14 protein-coding genes and 1 pseudogene are annotated in these 16,934 nt (G+C 72.5%); 11 read left to right on the plus strand and 4 right to left on the minus strand.

Features of this window, described 5'->3' with window-relative positions; all coding sequences use genetic code 11:
* The first annotated feature begins 30 nt into the window (after positions 1–30).
* From NYO98_RS02085 to NYO98_RS02095, 3 genes are all read left to right on the plus strand, one after another.
* Positions 31–1,878 (plus strand): helix-turn-helix domain-containing protein, encoded by a 1,848-nt coding sequence (locus NYO98_RS02085; RefSeq protein WP_268109869.1) that lies wholly within the window; start codon positions 31–33, stop codon positions 1,876–1,878.
* Positions 1,879–1,976: 98 nt separating this feature from the next.
* The gene (locus NYO98_RS02090) at positions 1,977–2,747 is read left to right on the plus strand and encodes a 3-hydroxybutyrate dehydrogenase (RefSeq protein WP_268109870.1); all 771 of its coding nucleotides are present in this window, start codon (positions 1,977–1,979) and stop codon (positions 2,745–2,747) included.
* Positions 2,748–2,791: 44 nt separating this feature from the next.
* The gene (locus tag NYO98_RS02095) at positions 2,792–4,162 is read left to right on the plus strand and encodes an MFS transporter (RefSeq protein WP_268109871.1); all 1,371 of its coding nucleotides are present in this window, start codon (positions 2,792–2,794) and stop codon (positions 4,160–4,162) included.
* 64 nt (positions 4,163–4,226) lie between these two features.
* On the opposite strand, the gene NYO98_RS02100 is transcribed toward NYO98_RS02095, so the two are convergent.
* On the minus strand, positions 4,227–6,338 hold the full coding sequence (locus NYO98_RS02100) for a S8 family serine peptidase (protein ID WP_268109872.1): 2,112 nt from the start codon (positions 6,336–6,338) through the stop codon (positions 4,227–4,229).
* A 211-nt stretch (positions 6,339–6,549) separates the two neighbouring features.
* Between NYO98_RS02100 and NYO98_RS21855 the strand changes: the two genes are divergently transcribed.
* Complete coding sequence (locus NYO98_RS21855) at positions 6,550–6,945, plus strand: cold-shock protein (RefSeq protein WP_326494411.1); 396 nt, start codon at positions 6,550–6,552, stop codon at positions 6,943–6,945.
* Positions 6,946–6,962: 17 nt separating this feature from the next.
* On the opposite strand, the gene NYO98_RS02110 is transcribed toward NYO98_RS21855, so the two are convergent.
* Positions 6,963–8,420: an MFS transporter gene (locus tag NYO98_RS02110; RefSeq protein ID WP_268109873.1), complete on the minus strand. Its 1,458-nt coding sequence runs from the start codon at positions 8,418–8,420 to the stop codon at positions 6,963–6,965.
* A gap of 111 nt (positions 8,421–8,531) precedes the next feature.
* On the opposite strand from NYO98_RS02110, the gene NYO98_RS02115 reads away from it, so the two are divergent.
* Positions 8,532–9,326 carry a DUF3027 domain-containing protein gene (locus NYO98_RS02115; RefSeq protein WP_326494412.1) on the plus strand — a complete coding sequence of 265 codons (795 nt, stop codon included), beginning with the start codon at positions 8,532–8,534 and terminating at the stop codon, positions 9,324–9,326.
* A 30-nt stretch (positions 9,327–9,356) separates the two neighbouring features.
* On the opposite strand, the gene NYO98_RS02120 is transcribed toward NYO98_RS02115, so the two are convergent.
* Positions 9,357–9,953: a class I SAM-dependent methyltransferase gene (locus NYO98_RS02120; protein WP_268109874.1), complete on the minus strand. Its 597-nt coding sequence runs from the start codon at positions 9,951–9,953 to the stop codon at positions 9,357–9,359.
* Positions 9,950–10,237 carry a DUF2530 domain-containing protein gene (locus NYO98_RS02125; RefSeq protein ID WP_268109876.1) on the minus strand — a complete coding sequence of 96 codons (288 nt, stop codon included), beginning with the start codon at positions 10,235–10,237 and terminating at the stop codon, positions 9,950–9,952. The genes NYO98_RS02120 and NYO98_RS02125 overlap by 4 nt, the downstream gene beginning before the upstream one ends.
* 69 nt (positions 10,238–10,306) lie before the next feature.
* Here NYO98_RS02125 and NYO98_RS02130 point away from each other — a divergent pair, with 69 nt between their 5' ends.
* The 6 genes and pseudogenes from NYO98_RS02130 (at position 10,307) to fusA (ending at position 16,909) form a co-directional block, all read left to right on the plus strand.
* Positions 10,307–11,794 (plus strand): NCS2 family permease, encoded by a 1,488-nt coding sequence (locus NYO98_RS02130; protein ID WP_268109877.1) that lies wholly within the window; start codon positions 10,307–10,309, stop codon positions 11,792–11,794.
* Positions 11,795–11,904: 110 nt separating this feature from the next.
* Positions 11,905–12,348, plus strand: coding sequence for a MarR family winged helix-turn-helix transcriptional regulator (locus NYO98_RS02135; RefSeq protein WP_268109878.1), 444 nt, complete (start codon positions 11,905–11,907; stop codon positions 12,346–12,348).
* Positions 12,349–12,404: 56 nt separating this feature from the next.
* Positions 12,405–13,661, plus strand: a pseudogene (locus tag NYO98_RS02140) (MFS transporter); the annotation flags it as partial.
* 199 nt (positions 13,662–13,860) lie between these two features.
* Positions 13,861–14,232: a 30S ribosomal protein S12 gene (gene rpsL, locus NYO98_RS02145; protein WP_056906817.1), complete on the plus strand. Its 372-nt coding sequence runs from the start codon at positions 13,861–13,863 to the stop codon at positions 14,230–14,232.
* A complete protein-coding gene (gene rpsG, locus NYO98_RS02150; protein WP_135838828.1) occupies positions 14,232–14,702 on the plus strand; it encodes a 30S ribosomal protein S7 in 471 nt (156 codons plus the stop codon). The genes rpsL and rpsG overlap by 1 nt, the downstream gene beginning before the upstream one ends.
* Before the next feature lie 89 nt (positions 14,703–14,791).
* Positions 14,792–16,909 (plus strand): elongation factor G, encoded by a 2,118-nt coding sequence (gene fusA / locus NYO98_RS02155; RefSeq protein ID WP_308213229.1) that lies wholly within the window; start codon positions 14,792–14,794, stop codon positions 16,907–16,909.
* Positions 16,910–16,934 lie beyond the last annotated feature (25 nt).

Consider the following 16,934-nt stretch of genomic DNA (forward strand, 5'->3'; position numbering starts at 1 on the left):
CGGCTGCTCCGACGGGGCAGGATGTGCCGCGTGCCGACCTTCCTCGACCTGCTCTACGACGAGGCGCCGCTGGCCGCCTTCGACGAGCACCTCGCGCGGTGCGAGGCACGCCTGGACGGCGCCGACGCGACCGTGCTGCGCTCGGAGTACGACGTGGCGGTGCGGCTGCGCGACCTGATGGGGCGGATGCGCTCCCGGGAGGCCGAGCTGTCCGCGCTCTACGAGACCGCCTCCGACCTCACCGCGATCCGCGACGTCGACACCATCCTTGCGGCGATCGTGCGCCGCGCGCGGCAGCTGCTGCACTGCGACATGACGTACCTCTCGCTCAACGACGAGGCCGACGGCGCGTCCTACATGAAGGTCACCGACGGGGCGCTGACCCGCGAGTTCCAGAACCTCAGGCTGCCGCTCGGCACCGGCCTGCTCGGGCTCGTCGCGCAGACGGGCGCCGCCTACTTCACCGAGGACTACGCCGCCGACGAGCGGTTCGTGCACCAGGGCTACATCGACGAGGCGGTCGCCGGCGAGCAGATCCGCGCGATCCTCGGCGTGCCGCTGGTCCTCGACGGGGTGGTGATCGGGGCGCTGCTCGCCGTCCACCGGTCCGTGCGCCGCTTCCCGCAGGCCGAGGTCAGCCTGCTCACCTCCTTCGCCGCGCACGCCGTGGTGGCGCTGGAGAACGCCCGCCTGTTCGCCGAGCTCGACGAGGCCAACCGCTCCCTGACCCGCCACACCGAGGCCGTCGACGCCGCTGCGCTGGCCCACGACCGGCTCACCGACCTGCTCATCGGCGGCGGGGGTGTCGCCGAGGTGGCCGAGGTGCTCTCCGGCGTGCTCGGGGGCGCGGTGTCGGTGTGGACGCCCACCGGCGAGCTGCTGGCGGGGGAGGACACCGCGACGGCGCCCCCGGACGCGGAGCCGGAGGCGGTGGCCGAGGCGGTGGCGTCGGGCCGCTCGGTGGAGACGGGGTCGGGGCTCGTCGCCGCCGCGCTCGCCCGCACCGAGCACGTCGCCACCCTGGTCGTGCGCCGCGACGAGCCGCTCGACCTCGCCGGTCGTCGTACGCTCGAGCGAGGGGCGCTGGTCACCGCGCTGGTCCTGCTCTTCGCCCGCTCCGTCACCGATGCGGAGGAGCGCCTCGGCGGCCAGCTCCTCGCCGACCTGCTGGAGTCCGACCCCGCCTCGCGCGAGCGGCTGCGCGACCGCGTGCGACGCCACAGCGCGAGCCTCGACGGCCCGGTCGTGGTCGCCGCCGCCACCGTCGACGGCGTCGACCGGCACGGCGCGGGCCGTGCCGCGGTGGCCCTCGCGCGTCGCAGCTCCGGCCTCGCCGGCGAGCACCGCGGTGCGGTCGTCGTGGTGGTGCCGAGCGAGAATCCCGGCCGCGTGGGCTCCGACCTGCAGGCGGCCGTGGCGGAGCTCGGCGGGGTGGCGACCGTCGGCGTGGTCGGCACGAGCGACGCGCTCCACGGTGACCGGCTGGTCACGGCCCACGACGAGGCGCGCCGCTGCCTCGACACGCTGGTGCGCCTCGGCCGGCGCGGCGCCGTGAGCGACCCGGCCGGCCTCGGGGTCGCCCGCCTGCTCCTCGGCGACAACGACCCGGAGCACGTCACCGCGTTCATCGAGGCCTCGATCGGCCCGGTGCGCGCGTGGGACGAGCGGCGGGGGACCGGGCTGGTGGCGACGCTCGAGGCGTGGTTCGCGAGTGGCGGGCACCTCAGGGACACCGCCACCGCCCTGCACCTGCACCCCAACACCGTGACGCAGCGGCTCGAGCGGATCGGCGAGCTCCTCGGCCCGGGCTGGCGCGAGCCCGGGCGGGCGCTCGACCTGCAGCTCGCCCTCCGGCTGTCGCGCCTCCAGGACGGCTGACCCGCGGCCCGCTGTGTGGGTGGGCCACATGTTCCCGCTTCAAGTGTGGCTGCCCGGTCCGTGTGCTGTACGTCACTCCGCTCCCTACGGTGAGGGCCATGTCCACCGCCACGCCCTCCGCACCGCCCGCCCTCGACGGACGCCGGGCCCTGGTGACGGGCGCCGCCAGCGGCATCGGCGCGGCGGTCGCGGCCCGGCTCGCCGAGGCCGGCGCCGACGTCCACCTGCTCGACCGCGACGACGAGGGGGTCGCCAAGGTCGCCGCGCAGGTGCACGGAACCCCGCACGTCGTCGACCTCACCGACGAGGCGGCGATCGCCGCCCTCGACCTCGACGTCGACATCCTCGTCAACAACGCCGGCATCCAGCACGTCGCCCCCGTCGAGGAGTTCGACCCCGAGCGGTTCCGCGCGATCCACGCGCTGATGCTGCACGCGCCGTTCCTGCTCGCCCGTCGCGTCCTGCCCGGCATGTACGCCCGCGGCTGGGGACGGCTCGTCCACGTCTCGAGCGTCCACGGCCACCGCGCCTCGGCCTACAAGTCGGCCTACGTCAGTGCCAAGCACGGGCTCGAGGGGCTGTCCAAGGTCATCGCGCTCGAGGCCGCGGACAAGGGCGTCACCAGCAACACCGTGTGCCCCGGCTACGTCCGTACGCCGCTGGTGGAGGGCCAGCTCGCGGACCAGGCGCGCGCCCACGGCATCGCCGAGGACGAGGTCCTCGACTCCGTCCTCCTCGCCCGCACCCCCCTCAAGCGGCTCGTCGAGCCGGAGGAGGTCGCCGACGCGGTCGCGTTCCTGTGCAGCCCCGCCGCGACCTCGATGACCGGGACCTCGCTCTCCATCGACGGCGGCTGGACCGCCGCCTGAGCCCACCTCGCCACCCACCCCGATCCCCCCATGAAAGGCACGTCATGAGCACCGACACCACCAGCGCCGCCGGGCGCGGGGCGTCCGGCACCGAGCCGGAACGCACCAGCATCGTCAAGGTCGTCTTCGCCTCGCTGATCGGCACCGCCGTCGAGTGGTACGACTTCTTCCTCTACGGCTCGGCCGCGGCGCTGGTCTTCGGCACGCTGTTCTTCCCCGAGAGCGAGCCCGCCACGGCGACGCTCCTCGCCTTCGGCACCTACGCCCTCGGCTTCGTCGCCCGACCGCTCGGCGGCATCGTCTTCGGGCACTTCGGCGACAGGGTCGGGCGCAAGAAGATGCTCGTCGCCTCGCTCTTCCTCATGGGTGTCGCGACCTTCGCCATCGGCCTGCTGCCGACGTACGAAGCCATCGGGGTGGCGGCGCCGCTGCTGCTGCTGACGTGCCGCCTGCTGCAGGGCTTCGCGGTCGGCGGCGAGTGGGGCGGGGCCGTCCTCATGGCGGCCGAGCACGGCGACGACTCCCAGCGCGGCTTCTGGTCCTCGTGGCCGCAGGCCGGCGTGGCGCTGGGCAACCTGTTCGCGACGGGGGTGCTGTGGGTGCTCGCGGCCGTCCAGTCCGACGCCGCCTTCGAGGCCTGGGGCTGGCGCATCCCGTTCCTGCTGAGCGCCGTCCTCGTGGGCGTCGGCCTGTGGGTGCGCCTGTCGATCGAGGAGTCCCCGGTCTTCGCGGAGGCCAAGGCCGAGCTCGCGACGAAGGAGACCCCGCACCTGCCGCTGGTCGAGGTCTTCCGCAAGTACCCCAAGGAGGTCCTGGTGGCCATGGGGATGCGCATGGCCGAGAACATCTCCTACTACCTGTTCACGATCATCTCGATCTCGTTCCTCACGATCTACGCCGGCACCGCCGACGACAAGTCGCTCATCCTCAAGGCGCTGCTCATCGGCTCCGTGGTGCACTTCGTGACCATCCCGCTGATCGGTGCGCTCAGCGACCGCGTCGGTCGTCGGCCCCTCTACCTCGCCGGCGCCGTCGGCGTCGCGGCGTGGTCGTGGGTCTTCTTCGACCTGATCGCCTCCCGCTCCGAGGGCAAGATCATCCTCGCGATCGTCGTCGGGCTCGTCCTCCACGCGCTGATGTACGCCCCGCAGGCGGCGTTCTTCTCCGAGCTCTTCGGCACCTCGGTCCGCTACACCGGCGCGTCGGTCGGCTACCAGCTCGCCTCGATCTTCGCGGGCGCGCTCGCCCCGATCATCGCGATCGAGCTGCTCGGTGACGCCAGCGCCGGCGTCACCAACGTGCCCAAGGTGGCGGTGTACATGACGGTCGCGTCGGTGATCTCCGTCATCGCCGTGCTGGTCGCCCACGAGACCAAGGCCAGCTCGCTGCGCCACGACCGGGTGCTCGGGGACTGAGCCTCCCTGCCCTGCTGCGGGCCGTCGTCCCGGGTGGACGGCGGCCCGTCGGCGTGCCGGGAGGTCAGCGGGTCAGGGCGACCGGCACGCGGGTCACGCCCCCGCGGGCGCCGCGCCAGACCAGCATGCCGTCGTCGAGCGGGCCGGGGGCGCTGGGCCCGGAGACCGTGATCGTGAAGTCGGCCGACTCGCCCGGGGCCAGGCGCACGGCGAGGGGCTGCACCCGCACGCGGTGGGAGGTGAAGCCGCGGGTGGTGACGGAGAAGTACTCCGGACGGGTGCCGATGTTGGTCACCGTGCGCACGGCGCGCCGCTGTCGAGCGGGCATCAGGAGCGAGGTGGTGTTCAGCCGCGCGAGGGAGTGGCGGCGCATGGCTCGGCGCCACTGCCCGGGAGCGACCTCGAGCGCGAGGTGGGCGGTGGGCGCGCGGCTCGGGAGGGCGCCGGCACCCTGCTCGAGCACGGACGAGCCCGGGATCGGGCGGGCCGACGTCGCCAGGAGCGACCGGACGACCGAGGCCGACCGGTCGGGGTGAGCGCCGAGGACGAGTGCCGCGAGCCCGCTCGCGTGGGCGGTGGCCGCCGAGCTGCCGCTGAAGACGCCCCACGTGCGGCCGGTGGACTCCGGCAGCGCCCCGAGCACGGCGTCACCGTCGGCCACGGCGTCCGGCTTCACCGAGGTCGCGCGGGGGTCGCCGGCGGCGCTCCACCGGGCCGTGCGCCGGGTGCCCGGGTCGCCGGCGACGCGGGACACGGTCACGCGGGTGTCGGGGTGGCGGGACACCCAGCGGCTGAAGGTACGACCGGCGGACGCGGACAGGTGGACGGTCGGCACGGAGTGCAGGTCGGCGGTCACCGAGCCGGGACGGCGGTTGGCCAGCACCATGGCGCGGCCACCGGCCTGCGCGACGGACTCGGACTTGTCGATGCGCCCGATCGCGCCCCGTCGGCACACGACGACCCGGTCGGCGACCAGGCGGGTGTCGAGGGCGCCGAGCCGGCACTGCCCGGCGTCGCGACGCGACGCCCCGGGGGCGGCCGCGTCCTGCGCCAGCACGGCCCGGCCGCGCACGGTGGCGGGTCGCCCGCCGCCGTCCCACGACCGGCCGCCGGGCAGGGTGACCCGGCCCCGGGACATCCGGCCGACGGCGGCGCCGACGGTGGTGACCCAGGGGGCCGCGTGAGCGGCGTAGGCGGACCTGCCGGCGTTGCCGGCGGCGCCGACCACGACCACGTCGGCCTCGGCGGCGCCGAGGAGCGCCACCTGCAGGGTGTCGATGCGCTCGCCGCCCGCGAGGGCGAGGCTGAGGACGTCGACGCCGTCGCCGACCGCGGCGTCGACGGCGGAGACGACGTCGGCGGTCGAGCAGCCGTCGTCGGCGGGGTCGGGTGCGCCCCAGCAGGCCTTGTAGGTGGCGACCCGCGCCTGGGGGGCCACGCCACCGAAGAACCCGGCGTCGCGGTCGTCGACCCGGACGCTGACGCCGGCGTTGCCGGCCGCGACCGAGGAGACCTGGGTGCCGTGCCCGAGCGCGTCGCGCGGCGACAGCGACTCCGACGACCTCACGCGGTCGGCCCCGAAGCCGTCGACGTACCAGCGCGCGCCGACGATCTTGCGGGTGCAGTCCTCGGGGGTCCAGCCCTCGCCCTCCGCGCACGCGCCGGCGAAGGCCTCCGGGTCGGCGCCGAGGCCCGGCACCTCGGCGAACGCGGGCGACTCCGGCGCGATGCCGGAGTCGACGACGCCGATCACCACCCCGGCACCGCCGCGGAGGCGGGGGCTGGCCGCGGCACCACGCACGGTCGCGAACGAGGTGCGCCCTGCCATCGGGCGGATCGAGTCGGGCTCGATGGTGGCGACGCCCGGCTGGTCGACGAGGAGGGCCAGCTGGGCCTCGGTGAGCCGGACCGCGAAGCCGTTGAGCGCGGTGGTCCAGCGGTAGACGGGCTCACCGGCGCCGACGGCGGCGAGCACCGCGTCCTGCTCGGCCAGCAGCTCGGGCGCCTCTGCGCGGCCGGCAGCGGTGCCGCCACCGTTCATGGTCACGAGGGCCAGGTCGCCCGGCGCCACCGTGGTCGGCGCGTCGTCGGCGGTGGCGACGGCCGGCAGGGCCAGGCCGAGCGCGAGCGCGAGCAGGCCGCACCCGAGCAAACGCCTCGTCCGTCGTGTGCGCACGTGTCTCTCCCGCTCAGCAGCTCTGGTCGGCCTCCGCCCCCAGCGGGGGACCCCGAGCCTCCCATGGTCCCAGTAGTGCCGTCAGCAAATCAAAGGCGTCCCCACGAGCGGACGCCAGAACCCGTTGGTCGGGGGTCGGCGGAGCCCCCTATCCTGTGCGCTGCCGCGTGGATCCGCGCGGAGCCGAGTGCTGAGCTGAGTGGGGTGGACCGTGCCGAGTGGCAAGGTGAAGTGGTACGACGCGGAGAAGGGCTTCGGTTTCCTGTCGCAGGAGGACGGCCCGGACGTCTACGTGCACGCCGACGCGCTGCCCGAGGGCACGACCTCGCTCAAGGCCGGCACGAAGGTCGAGTTCGGCATCGCCCAGGGCCGCCGGGGTGACCAGGCGCTCCAGGTGCGCGTCCTCGATGCGCCCGCCTCGGTCGCGCGCAACCAGCGCAACGCCCAGCGCAAGCAGCCGGAGGCGATGGTCACCATCGTCGAGGACCTCATCAAGATGCTCGAGGGTGTCGAGGAGACCTACCGGCGCGGTCGGCACCCCGAGCGTGCGGCTGCCCGCGGCACGGCGAAGGTGCTGCGCGCCCTGGCCGACGAGCTCGACGCCTGACCCACGAGGGGCCGGCTTCAGGCGCGGGCCGGCCGCGTCGCGCGGCCCGACCGGGTGAGCAGCACGAAGGCCGCCCACAGCCCCAGGACCCCGGCCGCGATGCCGAGGCCGAGCTGCGGCATCAGCGGCATCGCGATGCCCACGAAGCCGCCGATCACCCACGCAAGCTGCAGCGTCGTGTCGGAGCGGGCGAAGGCGCTCGCCTGGATGCGGCTGGGGATGTCGCGCTGGATCGTGGAGTCGAGCGACAGCTTGGCCAGCGCCTGCGCGAGACCGGCCGTGAGGCCGAGCAGCACGAGGGTGACCAGCCCGTAGAACACCGCGGCCAGGGTCGCCACGACGACGTCGGCCAGCAGGGCGAGCACGACCGTCACCGCGGGGTTGAGGCGTCTGAGCAGCGACCCGATGGTGATGCCGAGGGTGTTGCCGAGGCCTGCCGCGCCGATCACCAGGCCGAGCAGCACCTCGGGCCGCCACTCCCCGATCGGGTTGTCGCGCAGCAGGAACGCCATGAACATCGTGAGGAAGCCGGAGAGCCACCGGGGCCCGCAGTTGGCCCGCAGTGCGAACGCCACCGCGCCGGGGATGCGCGTGCGCGAGCGGCGGCCGGTGCGTGCCTCGTCGGACGACCCGGTCAGCACCATCTCGCCCTCGCCCTGGCTGGCGTCGACCTGCTCCGGCAACCGGATCGCCCAGATCGTCGCGAGCACGAAGACCAGGAAGCCGTAGCGCAGCGACCACTCCGGGCCGACGGTCGAGGCGAGGATGGCGAGCGGCGCGGAGAGGCCCGCGCCGACCACCCCCGCGAGCGACACCCGCGCGTTCGCCTTGACCAGCGTCAGGTCGGGCGGGAGCAGCCGGGGCACGGCCGCGGCGCGGGTGACGCCGTACGCCTTCGACGCGACGAGGCAGCCCAGCGCCGCGGGGAACAGCCAGTCGGACTCGGTGACCACCGCCGTCGCCAGCACCCAGCAGAGGAAGCAGCGGATCGCCATCGTGGCGCCCACCGCCCACCGCCGGCCGTGGCTGAACCGGTCGAGGAACGGACCGATCAGCGGTGCGACGATCGCGAAGGGCAGCATCGTCAGCCCGAGGAACAGCGCGACCTGGCCGCGCGCCTCCCCGGTGGGGACCTGGAAGAACAGGGTGCCGGCGAGCGAGATCGCGACGGCGGCGTCACCGGCCGCGTTGAAGGCGTGGAGCTCGATCAGCCGGGAGAGCCCCGAGTCGCCGGCGCCCTCCGCGCGGGTGGCGCGCCGCGCCTGGGTGACCGCGAACTGACCGGCGGTGCCCGCGCCGCGGCCGGCGGCCCGGGCTCCGCGCGCAGCGCCGGAGAGGGAGCGTCGTACGGCACCCGGCCGGGGCGCGCCCGCTCCCGCGGCGCGTGCATCCGTGTCCGCGCGGGGTGCGTCGGTGGCGGTGTGGGAGCGCCCCGACTGCGGACCCGCGGCTGGCTCGGGGCGGTCGGACGTCACGTGCACCATCTTGACCTACCGCCCACACCTCCGTGCCCGACACCCGCAGGTCTGGTCGTGACCTTCGTCCCCGACGGGACAGGACCACCACCTGTTTGCCAGAATGCCCGGGTGATCGCTCTCCCCGCTCGTACCGGCAAGCCCGACTCGGTCCTCGCCAAGGCCGTGGAGCTGGCGCGCAGCGTCGTCCTCGAGGTCGCCGAGCCGGCCGACCTCGGCGACCACCTCGGCGCCCACGCCGAGGGCGAGCGCGTCGTCACCCACCACTTCGCGTGCGCCCGTGCGGGCTACCCGGGGTGGTACTGGTCGGTCACCCTGACGCGCGCCAAGCGCGGCAAGGACCTCACCGTCAACGAGGTCGTCCTGCTGCCCGGCGACGACGCGATCGTGGCGCCCGACTGGGTGCCCTACAAGGAGCGCCTCCAGCCGGGCGACCTCTCGCCCGGCGACCTCCTGCCGGTCGAGGACGAGGACGTGCGGCTGGTCCCGACCTACCTCGTCGGTGACGACCCGATCGACACCCCCCTCGACGGCGACGCCCGCGCACAGGTGCGCCGCGTGGCCGAGGACCTCGGACTGGGCCGCGTCCGCACCCTGAGCCGCGAGGGCCTCGACATGGCGGCCGAGCGCTGGCACGCCGGCCCCGGCGGCCCCGAGGCCCCGCTGGCGAAGAGCGCGCCGGAGACCTGCTGGTCGTGCGGGTTCCTGGTCCGCCTCAACGGGTCGCTGTCGATGCGCTTCGGCGTCTGCGCCAACGGCAACGCCAACGACGACGGCCGCGTGGTCACCCTCGACCACGGCTGCGGTGCGCACTCCGAGGTCAAGCTCGCCCGCAAGCAGCAGCCCGTGCCGCTGCCGGACCACGTGCACGACACCCTGGTCGAGGACGAGCTCGAGCCCCTCTGAGGAGCAGCACGCCCGACCGGCCCGGGACGGTCAGCGGCCGAGGACCCACACGGCATAGTCGTCGACGGGGTCGTGCAGCTCGTAGCTGCCGAACCGGTGCACCACCCGCAGCCCAGCGGCCTCGACGTCGGCGACGAACTCCTCGGCGGGGTAGGTGCGGCTGCCGGCCTTGACCGCCTGCAGGTGGAAGCCCACGAGCGCCCGCCCGTCCGGGGCGAGCAGGTCGCGCACCCGCTGCAGCACGCGGCGCTCGGTGCCCTCGGCGAGGAAGATCATCACGTTGCCGACGAGGACCGCGAGGTCGAACGCCCCCAGCTCGGCCGGGTCGAGGGCCAGCGCGTCGTGGGGGAGCACGTCGAGGTCGGCGTACGTCGCCCTCGACTGGTCGCGCAGCGCGGGATCGGGCTCGGTCGCGACGACCTCGTGGCCCCGGGCGACCAGCTCGGCCGCGACGCGACCCATGCCGGAGCCGACGTCGATGATCCGCGCGCCGCGGGGCACGAGGGCGTCGGCGAGCCGGGCCTCCCCGGCGACGTCGGCGCCCTGCGCGACGAGCTCGGCGAAGTGGCGGCCGTAGCCGCGGTTGTCCTCACCCGCGAGCTCCCAGCGGGTCGGCGTACGGCTCACCGGGCCGCCTGCTGGGCCTGGCGCTCCCTGCGCCGGCGGCGGCAGTACTCCAGGCCGCAGAGGCCGAGCCCGAAGCCCGCCAGGCACGTCCACAGCCACCAGGTGCGCCCGCTGTCCTCCAGCGTGCCCCAGAAGGGCAGCAGGCCGAGGAAGCCCAGCAGCCACAGCGCGGTGCCGACCTCGGTGGTCCGCACACCGTCGACGTCGAGCGGCTCGACCTGCGCGACGATGAAGGTGCGCCGGCCGATCTCGTGCTGCGTCGGCTGCTCGTCACCCAGGTCCACGCGATCACGCTACACGCGCCCGACGGCGTGACACACGGGCGCTGCAGAGTCGTGCCACACTGCGGTCCTGTGAGCGACCAGACGCAGACAGAGGCACGGCGACCGCAGGGCTCCGGCCTCGACGGCTACTTCCGGATCAGCGAGCGTGGCTCGACCGTCGGGCGCGAGGTCCGCGGTGGGATCGTCACCTTCCTGACGATGGCCTACATCATCGTGCTCAACCCGCTGATCCTCGGCTTCGTGCCCGACTCCACCGGCATGTACCTCGGCGGCGGGACGGAGCCGGGCAGCGGCATCCCGGCCATCGCGGCCGGCACGGCGCTGGTCGCGGGCCTGCTGACGATGGCCATGGGCGGGTTCGCCAACTTCCCGCTCGCACTGGCCACCGGCCTGGGCCTCAACGCCTTCGTCGCCAACACGATCGCCCGCCAGTCCACCTGGGAGGCGGCTATGGGCCTCGTGGTCCTCGAGGGCGTGCTGATCCTCGTGCTGGTGCTCACCGGCTTCCGCAAGGCCGTCTTCCACGCGGTGCCACAGCAGCTCAAGGTCGCGATCTCGGTCGGGATCGGCCTGTTCATCGCCCTCATCGGCTTCGTCGACGCCCGCGTGGTGACCCGCATCCCCGACGCCTTCCAGACCACCGTCCCGGTCCAGCTCGGTGCCGACGGCCACCTCGGCGGCTGGCCGGTCCTGGTGTTCTGCCTGGGCCTGGCGCTGATGATCGCCCTGTGGGTGCGCAAGGTGCGCGGCGCGATCCTGATCTCCATCATCGTCACGACCGTGGTCGCCGTCGTGGTCGAGGCGATCGGCGACCTCGGTGCCGCCTCCGGCGACAACCCGAAGGGCTGGTCGCTCAGCGTGCCCACGCTCAGCGGCGACGTCGTCGGCCTGCCGTCCTTCGACACCCTCGGCGAGGTCGACGTCTTCGGGGCCTTCGGCAGCGCCGGCACCGGGGTGCTGGCCGCCCTGCTCCTCGTCTTCTCGCTGCTGCTCGCCGACTTCTTCGACACGATGGGCACGATGACGGCGATCGGCGCCGAGGCCGGCCTGAACGACGCGGAGGGCACGCCGCCCAACGCCCAGCGCATCCTGGTCGTCGACTCGGTCGCCGCGATCGCCGGCGGCGCCGCGGGCGTCTCGTCCAACACCTCCTACATCGAGAGCGCCTCGGGCGTCGGTGAGGGCGCCCGCACGGGCCTGGCGTCCATCGTCACCGGTGCGCTCTTCCTTCTCGCCACCTTCTTCACGCCCCTCGTCGCGGCCATCCCGTCCGAGGCGGCCGTCCCCGCGCTGGTGCTGGTGGGCTTCCTGATGATGCAGCAGGTCACCGAGATCGACTGGCGCGACCTCGAGCTCGCCATCCCCGCGTTCCTCACCGTCGTCCTGATGCCGTTCACCTACTCCATCTCGGTCGGCATCGGCGCCGGCTTCGTGGCGTACGTCTTCATCAAGGTGGTCCTCGGCAAGGCCCGCGAGGTCCACCCGCTCATGTGGGTCGTCGCGGCCCTCTTCGTCGTCTACTTCGCCTACACGCCGATCAGCGGCTGGCTCTCCTGACCCCTCGAGGGAAAGCCTGACAACCTCAGCGATCCCCGGTCAGCCGGGGATCGCTGGAGGTCGTTCGTACGCCGGAATAGTTAGCAGAAGTAATGAGTTATGCTAACGACATGCCGACCGCCGACCTCCGCACCGATGCCGGGCTCGCCTCAGAGCTCCGGGCGGGCGTGATGCGCCTGCGGCGCCGCCTGATGACCGAGCGCCACCCCGACAACGACCTGAGCATCCCGCAGATGGTGGTGCTGGGGCTGCTCGTGCGGACCGGCGACCAGACCGTCGGCGACCTGGCCCGCGCCGAGCGCGTGCAGCCGCCGTCGATGACCCGGACGGTGAACTGCCTGGAGAGCGACGGCTACGTCGAGCGTCGCCCCCACGAGACCGACGGACGCCAGGTCGTCGTCTCCCTCACCGACGCGGGCCGCGCAGCCGTGCTGGCCGACCGCCAGCGCCGAGACGCGTGGCTCTCCCAGCGCCTCGCGGGGCTCACGCCCGCCGAGCGCGCCACCCTCCGCGACGCGGCGCCGATCCTGGCCCGGCTCGCCGTCGCCGACTGACCACCTGACCGATGACCGACTGAGGAGTCACCACGAGCCCCACGTTCCGCTCCCTCTCCAACCCGAACTACCGCCGCTACGCAGCCGGCGGTGTCGTGTCCAACACCGGCACCTGGATGCAGCGCGTCGCCCAGGACTGGCTCGTGCTCGAGCTCGCCGCCGGGTCCGGCGCCACCGCGCTGGGCATCACGACGGGCCTGCAGTTCCTGCCCGTCCTGCTCCTGACGCCGCTCGCCGGCCTCGCCGCGGACCGGATCCCCAAGCACCGCCTGCTCCAGCTGACCAACCTCGGCATGGCGCTCCCGGCGGCCGTCCTCGGCGTCCTCGCCGTCACCGGCACGGCCGAGGTGTGGCACGTCTACCTGCTTGCCTTCCTCCTCGGCACGGCGTCGGCCTTCGACGGTCCCGCGCGCCAGTCGTTCGTCTCCGAGCTCGTCGACCCGGTCGACCTCACCAACGCGGTGGGCCTCAACTCGGCCAGCTTCAACGCCGCCCGCCTCGTGGGCCCCGGCCTTGCCGGCGTCCTGATCGCGGCGTTCGGCGGGGGAGCGGTCGCGACCGGGTGGGTGATCCTGCTCAACGCGGTGTCGTACGCCGCCCCGATCTGGTCGCTGCGCCACCTCGACGTCAGCCGCATCGACGCCGCGGCGCCCGCCGACCGCGGTCCCGGCGCGATCCGCGAGGGCCTGGCCTACGTCCGCGCGCGGCCCGACCTGCTCCTGGTGCTCAGCCTGGTGTTCTTCGCCGGCACCTTCGGCCTGAACTTCCAGATCACCTCCGCGCTGATGGCGACCGAGGTGTTCGGCAAGGGACCCGAGGAGTTCGGCCTGCTCGGCACCTTCCTGGCCGTGGGCTCGCTCACCGGCGCCCTCCTGGCCGCCCGGCGCAACCAGGTCCGCCACCGCCTCGTCGTCGGTGCGGCCCTCGCCTTCGGCGCGTCGGTGACGCTGGCCGGGCTGATGCCGTCGTACCTCACCTTCGCCCTGCTCGCACCGGTCACCGGCCTGACGGCCCTCACGTTCATCACGAGCGCCAACAGCTACATGCAGCTCCACACCGACGCGGGCGTCCGCGGCCGGGTGATGGCCCTCTACCTGATGATCTTCATGGGTGGCACGCCCATCGGCGCGCCCATCATCGGGTGGATCGGCGAGGAGTACGGCGCCCGCTGGACGCTGCTGGGCGGCGGCCTGCTCACGATCGCCGGTGTGGCGGTCTCCGCGGCCCTCTACCTCAGGCTCGACCGGGCCCGTCGTGAGCGTGACCGGCAGGTCGTCGAACCGGGCGTCCGGGCGGCTCCAGCGGCATTTTGATAATGCCGTGGCGCACGAGTAGCCTCAATCCTCGTGTCTGGCACGTCCAGACCCATGCCCATGCTCGGAAATCGCGGCGTTCGATGCCGCGGCCCCGGCTGGCCACGGTAATCGCAGCAGGCACACGCAACAACGCATGACACCCGAGCCCGGCACCGCGCCGAGCCGTGATGAGAAGACAGAGAGAGGGAACCACCCGGTGCCCACCATCAACCAGCTGGTCCGCAAGGGCCGCCAGGACAAGGTGTCCAAGAACAAGACGCCTGCCCTGAAGGGATCCCCGCAGCGCCGCGGCGTCTGCACCCGCGTCTACACGACCACCCCGAAGAAGCCGAACTCCGCCCTCCGCAAGGTCGCCCGCGTGCGCCTGAGCAGCGGCGTCGAGGTCACCGCCTACATCCCGGGTGTCGGTCACAACCTGCAGGAGCACTCGATCGTGCTCGTCCGCGGCGGCCGTGTGAAGGACCTTCCCGGCGTCCGCTACAAGATCATCCGCGGCTCGCTCGACACCCAGGGTGTCAAGAACCGCAAGCAGGCCCGCAGCCGCTACGGCGCGAAGAAGGAGAAGTAATGCCTCGCAAGGGTCCCGCTCCCAAGCGCCCCCTCGTCGTCGACCCGGTCTACGGCTCGCAGCTGGTCACCCAGCTCGTCAGCAAGGTCCTCCAGGACGGCAAGAAGGCCGTGGCGCAGCGCATCGTCTACACCGCCCTCGAGGGCTGCCGCGAGAAGACCGGCACCGACCCGGTCGTCACGCTCAAGCGCGCGATGGACAACGTCAAGCCGGCCATCGAGGTCAAGTCCCGCCGCGTCGGCGGCGCGACCTACCAGGTCCCGGTCGAGGTCAAGGCCAACCGCTCCACCACGCTGGCCCTGCGCTGGCTCGTGGGCTACGCCGCCGACCGCCGTGAGAAGACCATGGCCGAGCGCCTGATGAACGAGATCCTCGACGCGAGCAACGGCCTCGGTGCCGCTGTGAAGAAGCGCGAGGACACCCACAAGATGGCCGAGTCCAACAAGGCCTTCGCCCACTACCGCTGGTGACGGCGGGGGGCCGTACGACCCGCACCGCGCGTCGTACGGCCCCTCACCCCACGAGCTCCCACCAACTTCCGAGGGACTGAGACACAACAGTGGCTGTCGACATCACCACCGACCTCAACAAGGTCCGCAACATCGGCATCATGGCGCACATCGACGCCGGCAAGACCACCACCACCGAGCGCATCCTCTTCTACACCGGCATCACCTACAAGATCGGTGAGGTCCACGAGGGTGGCGCCACGATGGACTGGATGGAGCAGGAGCAGGAGCGCGGCATCACCATCACGTCGGCCGCGACGACCTGCTGGTGGAAGAACCACCAGATCAACATCATCGACACCCCCGGCCACGTGGACTTCACCGCCGAGGTGGAGCGCTCGCTGCGCGTCCTCGACGGCGCCGTGGCGGTCTTCGACGGTGTTGCCGGTGTCGAGCCGCAGACCATGACGGTGTGGCGCCAGGCCAACAAGTACTCCGTCCCCCGCATGTGCTTCGTCAACAAGCTCGACCGCACCGGCGCGGACTTCTTCCGCTGCGTCGACATGATGGTCGAGCGCCTCAACTCCACCCCGCTCGTGCTCCAGCTCCCCATCGGTGCCGAGTCCGACTTCCTCGGTGTCGTCGACCTGGTCGGCATGCGTGCCCTGACCTGGCGCGGCGAGACCAAGATGGGTGAGGACTACGACGTCGAGGAGATCCCGGCCGACCTCGCCGAGCAGGCCGCGGAGTACCGCGAGAAGTTCATCGAGACGCTCGCCGAGGCCGACGACGACATCATGGAGAAGTACCTCGAGGAGGGTGACGAGAACTTCACCGTCGAGGAGCTCGAGGCCGCGATCCGTCGCGCCACCCTGGCCGACAAGGTCAACCCGGTCCTCTGCGGCACCGCGTTCAAGAACAAGGGCGTCCAGCCCCTGCTCGACGCGGTCGTGAAGTACCTCCCCTCGCCGCTCGACATCGACGCCATCGTCGGTCACTCGCCGCGCGACGAGGAGGAGGCCATCTCCCGCAAGCCCTCCGACGACGAGCCGTTCTCCGGCCTCGCCTACAAGATCGCCTCCGACCCGCACCTCGGCAAGCTGATCTACGTCCGCGTCTACTCGGGCAAGCTCGAGGCCGGCTCGACCGTGGTCAACTCGGTCAACGGCAAGAAGGAGCGGATCGGCAAGGTCTACCAGATGCACGCCAACAAGCGTGAGGAGATCGCGTCGGTCGGCGCCGGCCAGATCGTCGCCGTCATGGGCCTGAAGGACACCAAGACCGGTCACACGCTGAGCGACCCGAACAACCAGGTCGTGCTCGAGTCGATGACGTTCCCGGCCCCGGTGATCGAGGTCGCGATCGAGCCCAAGACCAAGGGCGACCAGGAGAAGCTCGGCACCGCGATCCAGCGTCTCTCCGACGAGGACCCGACCTTCACGGTCAAGACCGACGAGGAGACCGGCCAGACCATCATCGCCGGCATGGGCGAGCTCCACCTCGAGATCCTGGTCGACCGCATGAAGCGCGAGTTCCGCGTCGAGGCGACCGTCGGCAAGCCGCAGGTGGCCTACCGCGAGACCATCCGCAACAAGGTCGAGAACCACAGCTACACCCACAAGAAGCAGACCGGTGGTTCGGGCCAGTTCGCGAAGGTCGTCATCTCCCTCGAGCCCAACATCGACCCGGAGACGGGCACCGGCGCGGGCTACGAGTTCGCCAACAACGTCACCGGTGGTCGCGTGCCCAGGGAGTACATCCCCTCGGTCGACCAGGGTGGCCAGGAGGCCATGGAGTTCGGCGTCCTCGCCGGCTACCCGATGGTCGACGTGAAGTTCTCGCTCGAGGACGGCGCCTACCACGACGTCGACTCGTCCGAGCTCGCGTTCAAGATCGCCGGCAACCAGGCCTTCAAGGAGGCCGCCCGCAAGGCCAGGCCGGTGCTGCTCGAGCCGATGTTCGCCGTCGAGGTGACCACCCCCGAGAGCTTCCTCGGCACGGTCATCGGCGACATCAACTCGCGCCGCGGCCAGATCCAGGCGCAGGAGGAGCGTCACGGCGACATGGTCGTGAACGCCCTTGTGCCCCTGTCCGAGATGTTCGGGTACGTTGGCGACCTGAGGTCCAAGACCTCCGGTCAGGCGTCGTACTCGATGGAGTTCGACTCGTACGCCGAGGTTCCCACGAACATCGCCGACGAGATCATCAAGAAGGTCCGCGGCGAGTAATCGCGCCTCGGATCCTCGGCACCAG

The organism is Nocardioides pini (genome assembly GCF_026712185.1).
Taxonomy (GTDB): domain Bacteria; phylum Actinomycetota; class Actinomycetes; order Propionibacteriales; family Nocardioidaceae; genus Nocardioides; species Nocardioides pini.